This window comes from Xanthomonas nasturtii (assembly GCF_001660815.1).
Classification (GTDB): domain Bacteria; phylum Pseudomonadota; class Gammaproteobacteria; order Xanthomonadales; family Xanthomonadaceae; genus Xanthomonas; species Xanthomonas nasturtii.
In genome coordinates this window covers 58932-65865 of the sequence record NZ_LYMI01000022.1, presented here as the reverse complement: position 1 = coordinate 65865, position 6934 = coordinate 58932, and the positions used below count along the sequence as shown (strand labels likewise).

The following is a 6934-nucleotide window of genomic DNA, read 5'->3' as shown; positions in this document are numbered from 1 at the left end:
GCGCTCTCAGGCTCTCTTGACTATTTTGTATCGCTCGACGGATCGCCTCTGTCGTAGTGGCGCTCCCATGCAGAACCTGGCCCATAGTGCTTCCTTCCATTCGTGGGAAAATAATGCACCATCAAAGCCTGGGATCAAACGCCTGGTCCATGGCGCGTTCGAATCCCAAGAGCCCTTGATCGTCGAGCTGTTGGCGAGTCAACGTGGACACCGCGCGTGGCACGTCTTTCCAAGCCATCGCCATCTTGCTGCCAGCAGTGACGGCGCCGCTTGCATAAGCGTCACTACCTTCGGTCAGTACGCGCGGCGCTGTCACCAACAGGCGATCGAACTCGCGAAGACTGCTTGCTTCGGAGTGGTCACTGCCGCGGATGCCGGCGTCTGCGGCCGTTTCTTGGACGCGCTCCGCGTCACGCCGAGTCTGCGAGTCGTCGAGTGGCTGATGGCCATCGTCGGCGCGATGCTCCGGTTGAGCCCTGGTGGGTTGCGCTATCGTGTCGCGCGCGTCGACTGCTTCGCCTTGGGACGCGCCCGGCAGCACACCACCGCTGCGATCAGAGCGAGTGCAAGCCGACGACGATCAGGCACTCTGCCTACGCGCGACGACACGGCCATGGCATCGCGCCTATTCGCATCCGGCGCCATATGGCGCAAACAGCGTCCTCACAGCCGCCACTCCAGGCCCGCATAGACCGATCTCGGATCGCCCGGGAAGTAATAGGCTCCATCCGCACCTCGCACGTTGGCCTGCACCGCAGTGCTGGCAACGTATTCGCGATCGGTCAGGTTGCGCACGTCGATGAACCAGCGGAGGTTACTGCCGAGGTCGCCATGCACGCGCAAGTGCATCAGCGTGTAGCCATCCTGTCTCACGGTGTTGGCGTGGTCGATCCAGGTGCCGACCGGTTGCCACTCGACGCTCGGGGCAACCGCCAGCCATGGAGCGATGCGCCATTCGATTTCGCCACGGAGCAAGTGAGGCGCGATGCCGGCGATGCGGTTGTCGCCATAGGCGATGTCGTCGTCGAAGACGAAGTCGTTCCAGACATAGGCCCCGCGCAGCCGTAGCGCATCACGGATCGGCAGGCTGGCGCCAAGCTCGACGCCCTGATGGATTGTGCGGTCTGCATTGGCCGTTCCGATGGAGGCGCCCGTGGCATCGGTTAGTGCAAGCAGTTCGCCGTTGATGCGAGCGCGATATGCGGTGGCTTCAAGGTCGACCTCACCTGCGCGGTGGCGCCAACCCGCTTCGAGCGTCGTGGCCTTCTGCGCGTTCGGCAGAGGCAGCGCGGGACGCACGGTCGCTTCGCCGAATGGGGCGGGCTCAAAGCTGCGGCTGACGTTGGCGTAAAACTGACCGCTTGTCTCGGTGTCGAACAGCAGGCCGAGCTTCGGACTGACGCCAGTGAAGTCAACGTCGTAGCTACCGGCAGGAGCAGTGCGGTTGTCAAGGCGACGGGTTGCACGTGTGGCCTGCGCCCCTGCCTGCACGGTCAGCCGCTCGTCGACGCCGTGGGAGTACTCGGCGTAAAGCGCATGCGCGCGTCCGTCCAGAGACTGGCGACCGGTCGGTAGGCCGGGACGACCATCCGGATTGGTGAAGCGACGTTCGTTGCCAAGGTAACGCGCACTGGAGGCGCCGAACGCGAGTCGCCGCTGCGGCTCGCCGGCGACGGCGAAGTCCATGACACTGCGTAGGTCGACGCCGGTATCGCGAGAGTCCTGCTGCAGGATGCCGAAAACCATCGGATGGAAGCGTTCGCGGTCTGCGAGCCATGCCGATGCGGTCAGCGAACGGTGGGTGTCCGGTTTCCACGTCAGCCGGGTCGCAACGCGGTTCAGCTTGTAGTTGTTCCCGGCATCCAAACGGGCACTGTTCGGCGCTGCTTGGCGACGGTCGACCGCCATTGCAGCGCGGGAAATGCTGCCGGGCATTTCCATGTCGGCATCGACATGCTGCAGGTAAACCCGTCCTTCGAGGGTCTCATCGAATCGCAACCCAACGTTCGCGGACAGGCGCGTCGAACGTGTTGCCGAGTGCGAGCGCCAGCCGTCCTGCTCACCATGGGTGAGGCTGATCATGCCGTCGGCCGCGTCTCCAGCGCCGGCAACTGCGGCATGCATGCGCCGCTGACCATGCTCACCGGCGTCGATGCGCAGCGTTGCTGGCGCAGCAGTACGGCCGGTCGGCGTCACGAAGTTCACGGCGCCGCCAAGCGTGCTCGAACCGTACTCAAGCGCGTTTGCACCGCGCCAGATCTCGATGTGCTGCAGGGCCAAGGGATCGATCGACTGCACGTCGCCGGAACCGTCGGCGAGATTGAGTGGAATGCCATCCTGGTAAAGCTGGATGCCGCGCATCAGAAAACCACGTTGGATGCCCGATCCTCGAATCGAGAAGCGCGTGTCTTCACCGTGGCGCGTCTGCGCATACACCCCGGGCGCGAAGGCCAACATGTCGCTGACCGTGGTAGCGCGGCCTGCACTGTAGTCCTCGGCGCGAACCAGTGTGGTGCCCCCTGCACGCAACTCGAGCGCATGGCGAGCACCTTCGATGGCTTGCGCCGCCTGGTCACGCTCACCACGGACTTCGAGGGTTGGAAGTTCGCGGGGTTGTGTTGCCGTGTCGGCGTGGGCCTGTGCGGCGAGCGTGCAGCCGATGAGGAAAGCGAGGCAACTGACGACGGGGTGCGTGCTCGGCGGGGCCGCAACCACGATTGGCTGCAAAAACGAGGAATGAGGCATCGTGAAATCCGGTGCAATGCGCGCGATCAGTGCAGCGCACAGACGACACCGCGCTGTGCGCGGGCGTCTCAAACAAAGGGCGACCGGTCGGTCGCGGCGGGCAGGAGGCTCAGGCTGCCAGCGGCGGTCCGCGAGAGCCAAGTCCGCAGGGATGGCGCGCAATCGTGCAAACAGCGCGCAACGCGGTTACCAGTGTCGGCAAGAGAGGCCGCAGCGACCATACCAGCCATAGCACCGCAATCAGCGTCGTCGCGAGCAGTTGACAGTAGGTGCAGTCCGGCATGTCACCGTGGTCAATTGGCCCCGGCTGCGCTGTATCGAGCAGGTTGAAAGGATCGACCATACTGATCAACCGGTCGGCACCCGTTGTGCACATCTCCATCAGAACGATGCGTGGGCCTTCGTCATGGGATGTGGCCAAACGCCCTATCGAAGGCAGCAAGGCAAGCAGAAGCACAGCCGTCAGTGACAGCCACGCGAACGTGCTCCTTAATTTCGAGCCCCCAGCCATGTTGCGAGTGTAGCGTGCACACCAGATCGCGACTTCAGAAAGGCACTGGCCTGCGGTGCGACCAGTTGCCGCACTCGCGCGAAGTCCCAGGCTCTGACTGTCTTCAAGTCAATTGAGCAGAGCGGCATCGCAAGAAGTCTAGATGTTCAGTTCCGGCGTCGGATGGCAACGCGATGTCGTATTGGGGTGGGACCGTGTTTCAGGCCGCTCTCCTGCGGGCTGCGAGAGAGGGGCTGGGGAGAGAGGACGGGGCGAAGCCACTCAGCAAGCAATGCGCGATGAAGGCGCATGCACGCGTACCGTCGTGGGACACGGCGCACATACGTCCATGGAGTCTCTTACGCGGCATCCATGCCGACTAAGGTTCCACGCTGGCACGCGCACAGGCGCTGCCGATCATTGTCGGTGGCTGAAAGAAAAGCTGTGGCTGTTGAATGCTCGGTTTGAGCGAGCCAGCGACAGCACCGCACTACCCACGCGCTGTCGATCACGTTCGGATCAGCGCTTGCTCAAACTCTGTACCGCTTCCACCAGCACGCCCACATGGTCCGGATTCATATCCGGCGACATGCCGTGGCCGAGGTTGAAGACGTGACCTTCGCGCGAGCCGCCGTTGCCTTGTGCGTAGCTGTCCAGGGTCTTGCCGGCCTCGGCGCGGATCGCGTCGGGCGAGCCGTACAAGGTGGCGGGGTCCAGGTTGCCTTGCAGTGCGACGCGGCCGCCGGCGCGCTGGGCGGCATCGGCCAGCGAGATGGTCCAGTCCACGCCCACTGCTTCGGCGCCGCTGGCGGCCAGGTCGGCCACGTAGGCACCGTTGCCCTTGCCGAACAGCACCAGCGGGGTGCGCTCGGCCCCAACGCCGCGTTCCAGCTCACGTGCGATGCGGGTGAGGTAGGGCAGCGAAAATTCGCGGTACATCGCCGGCGACAGCACGCCGCCCCAGGTGTCGAACACCTGCAATGCCTGCGCACCGGCCGCACGCTGTGCGGCCAGGTAGGCGATCACCGCATCGGTGACGGTGCCGAGCAGGTGGTGCAGCAGCTCGGGCGCGTTGAAGGCCATTGCCTTGATGCGCGCGTATTCCTTGCTGCCGCCGCCTTCGATCATGTAGCAGGCCAGCGTCCACGGGCTGCCGGAGAAGCCGATCAGCGGTACGGAACCATCCAGTTCGCGGCGGATCACGCGTACGGCATCCATCACGTAGCGCAGTTCGGTTTCCATGTCCGGCACGCCCAGGCGGTGAATTGCCGCGGCATCGCGCACCGGGTGGCGGAACTTGGGGCCTTCGCCTTCGACGAAATACAGCTCCAGGCCCATCGCATCGGGGATGGTCAGGATATCGGAGAACAGGATCGCTGCATCCAGCGGGAAGCGCTGCAGCGGCTGCAGGGTCACTTCGCAGGCGATGTCCGGGTTCTTGGCCATGCCCAGAAAGCTGCCGGCGCGCGCGCGGGTGGCGCGGTATTCCGGCAAGTAGCGGCCAGCCTGGCGCATCAACCACACAGGGGTGCGGTCCACGGGCTGACGGTTGAGGGCGCGCAGCAGGCGATCGTTCTTGAGCATGGGAGGTGTGTCCTCAGCGCGGCGCGTCGGCGCCGCCGGTGATGAGTTGGAAGCCGCGTTTGAGTTGGGTGTCGCGCGCCTTGTCGAAAGCGCGGTCGGCTTCATCCTGCTGCAGGTACTGGTCGCGTCGCAGTTGCGTGCGTCCACCGATCTGGCCGGTTTCGCGCAGCAATTCCCAACCACCGAACAGATCCGGTTGCAGGGTCAGCTGGACGTAGCGGAGCGGCGCGTTGCCGCCGGGATCGTGTTGAAGAAGGATGCGCATGCGGCCGATTGTAGCCGGGCGCTGCTGAAGGCTGGGAGCAATGGGCCGGCAGGGTTGCTCCGGTTATGAAGAGAGCGTTGGGAGTCAGGCAATGTGTAGGAGCGCCCTTGGGCGCGATGGGCATTTGCCGGTAATGCCCTGTCGCGCCCTAGGGCGCTCCTACCAATGCGCTGGAGACAGTGAGTAACGGCGTTGCTCAGCCCGCCAGGATCTCCAGCACCGCAGCTTCGTCCACATCCGGCACCACCTCGGCCTGGCCGATGCCGCGCCAGAGCACCAGGCGCAGACGGCCGGCGATGTTTTTCTTGTCCAACCGCATGCGTGCGAGCAGGGCTTCCGGGGTCAGGCCCGGCGGGATTTCGGTGGGCAGGTCGAAGTCGTGCAGCAGGGCGCGCAGCGCCTCGGTGTCCTGCGCAGTGCTCATGCCCAGCGAAGCCGACAGCCGCGCCGCCAGCACCATGCCTACCGCCACGGCCTCGCCATGGTTGAGGTTGTCGTTGCCAGGCGCGCCATAGCCTTGTTCGGTTTCGATCGCGTGGCCGAAGGTGTGGCCCAGGTTGAGCAGGGCGCGCTCGCCTTTTTCCAGCGGGTCGCGCGCGACGATCTCGGCCTTGTGCTCGCAGCTGCGGGCAATGGCCTGCGCCAGCGCGGCCGGGTCGCTGTCCAGCAGTGCGCGCCGCTCGGCGTGCAGCCACTGGAAGAACAGCGGGTCGCGGATGGCGCCGTACTTGATCACCTCGGCCAGGCCGGCCCGCAGCTCGCGCGCGGGCAGGGTGCGCAAGGTGTCGGTGTCGGCGATCACCGCGCGTGGCGGATGGAAGGCGCCGACCAGGTTCTTGCCCTGCGGGATGTCCACTGCGGTCTTGCCACCGACCGACGAATCCACCATGGCCAGCAGGCTGGTGGGCAGCTGCACGCAGTCCACGCCGCGCATCCAGCACGCTGCCGCAAAGCCGGCCAGGTCGCCGACCACGCCACCGCCGAGTGCGAAGACGCAGGCGTCGCGGGTGGCGCCCAGTTCGGCCAGTGCCGTAATCGCAGAGCCGAAGGTATCCAGTGTCTTGGAGGCTTCGCCGGCGGCGATGACCAGCTCGCCCACCTGCAGGTCCGGGCGCGCGCGCAAGAGCGCGGCGCGCACGCCGGCTGCGTAATGTGGCGCCACCTGCGAGTCGCTGAGCAGCAACGCGTGGCGACCGCGCACGTGGCCGGCCAGGCGCGCGCCGTCGGCCAGCAGGCCGGGAGCAATGGTGATGGTGTAAGGCTGCGCGCCGTCGACATCGACGCTGCGCGAGGAACGGGGAAGTGTCATGCGGGGGTACTCGACATGCGCCATTGCGCGGCCAGGCGCAGCACCAGCTGCGCGGTGGCCTCGGCGGGGGAGAGATGATCGGTTTCCAGGCTGAGGTCGGCGACCTGCTGGTACAGCGGCGTGCGGTGCGCAGCCATTGCATGCAACACCTGCTCGCGGTCGGCGCGCTGCAACAGCGGGCGATTGCGGTCGCGCGCCAACCGCGTCAGCTGCGCCGGCACGCTCACATGCAGGTACACCACAAACCCACGTTCGCAGATGCGCTGCCGGTTGTGTGGGTCCAGCACCGCGCCGCCGCCGGTGGAAATCAGCTTGTTGTCCTGTTCCAGCAGCGCCTGCAGGATGTCCGCCTCATGCTGCCGAAATCGCGCTTCGCCGTGCTGTTCGAAGATGGCCGGGATGCTGCTGCCCACCTGTTCGACGATGGCCTGATCCACATCGACGAACTCCAGCCCGAAGCGCTCGGCCAGGCGACGGCCGATGCAGCTTTTTCCGGCGCCCATCGGGCCGACCATCACGAGATTGGGAGCGGGGTTCATGC

The 6934-nt window shown here is 65.7% G+C and carries 7 protein-coding genes; all 7 read right to left on the bottom strand.

The annotated features are described in order from the left end of the window. Positions 1-121: 121 nt before the first annotated feature. Positions 122-541 (bottom strand): hypothetical protein, encoded by a 420-nt coding sequence (locus tag A7D16_RS09735; RefSeq protein ID WP_064632109.1) that lies wholly within the window; start codon positions 539-541, stop codon positions 122-124. Positions 542-663: 122 nt separating this feature from the next. Next, on the bottom strand, positions 664-2745 hold the full coding sequence (locus A7D16_RS09730) for a TonB-dependent receptor family protein (protein ID WP_082925778.1): 2082 nt from the start codon (positions 2743-2745) through the stop codon (positions 664-666). A 109-nt stretch (positions 2746-2854) separates the two neighbouring features. Beyond that, positions 2855-3256, bottom strand: coding sequence for a DUF2946 family protein (locus A7D16_RS21490; protein ID WP_082925777.1), 402 nt, complete (start codon positions 3254-3256; stop codon positions 2855-2857). A gap of 498 nt (positions 3257-3754) precedes the next feature. Continuing rightward, positions 3755-4819 carry a uroporphyrinogen decarboxylase gene (gene hemE, locus A7D16_RS09725; RefSeq protein WP_064632104.1) on the bottom strand — a complete coding sequence of 355 codons (1065 nt, stop codon included), beginning with the start codon at positions 4817-4819 and terminating at the stop codon, positions 3755-3757. Between the two features lie 13 nt (positions 4820-4832). Continuing rightward, on the bottom strand, positions 4833-5084 hold the full coding sequence (locus A7D16_RS09720; protein ID WP_064632101.1) for a WGR domain-containing protein: 252 nt from the start codon (positions 5082-5084) through the stop codon (positions 4833-4835). A 196-nt stretch (positions 5085-5280) separates the two neighbouring features. Then, the gene (aroB, locus tag A7D16_RS09715) at positions 5281-6393 is read right to left on the bottom strand and encodes a 3-dehydroquinate synthase (protein WP_064632124.1); all 1113 of its coding nucleotides are present in this window, start codon (positions 6391-6393) and stop codon (positions 5281-5283) included. Then, a complete protein-coding gene (locus tag A7D16_RS09710; protein ID WP_064632098.1) occupies positions 6390-6932 on the bottom strand; it encodes a shikimate kinase in 543 nt (180 codons plus the stop codon). The genes aroB and A7D16_RS09710 overlap by 4 nt, the downstream gene beginning before the upstream one ends. Positions 6933-6934: the final 2 nt, after the last annotated feature.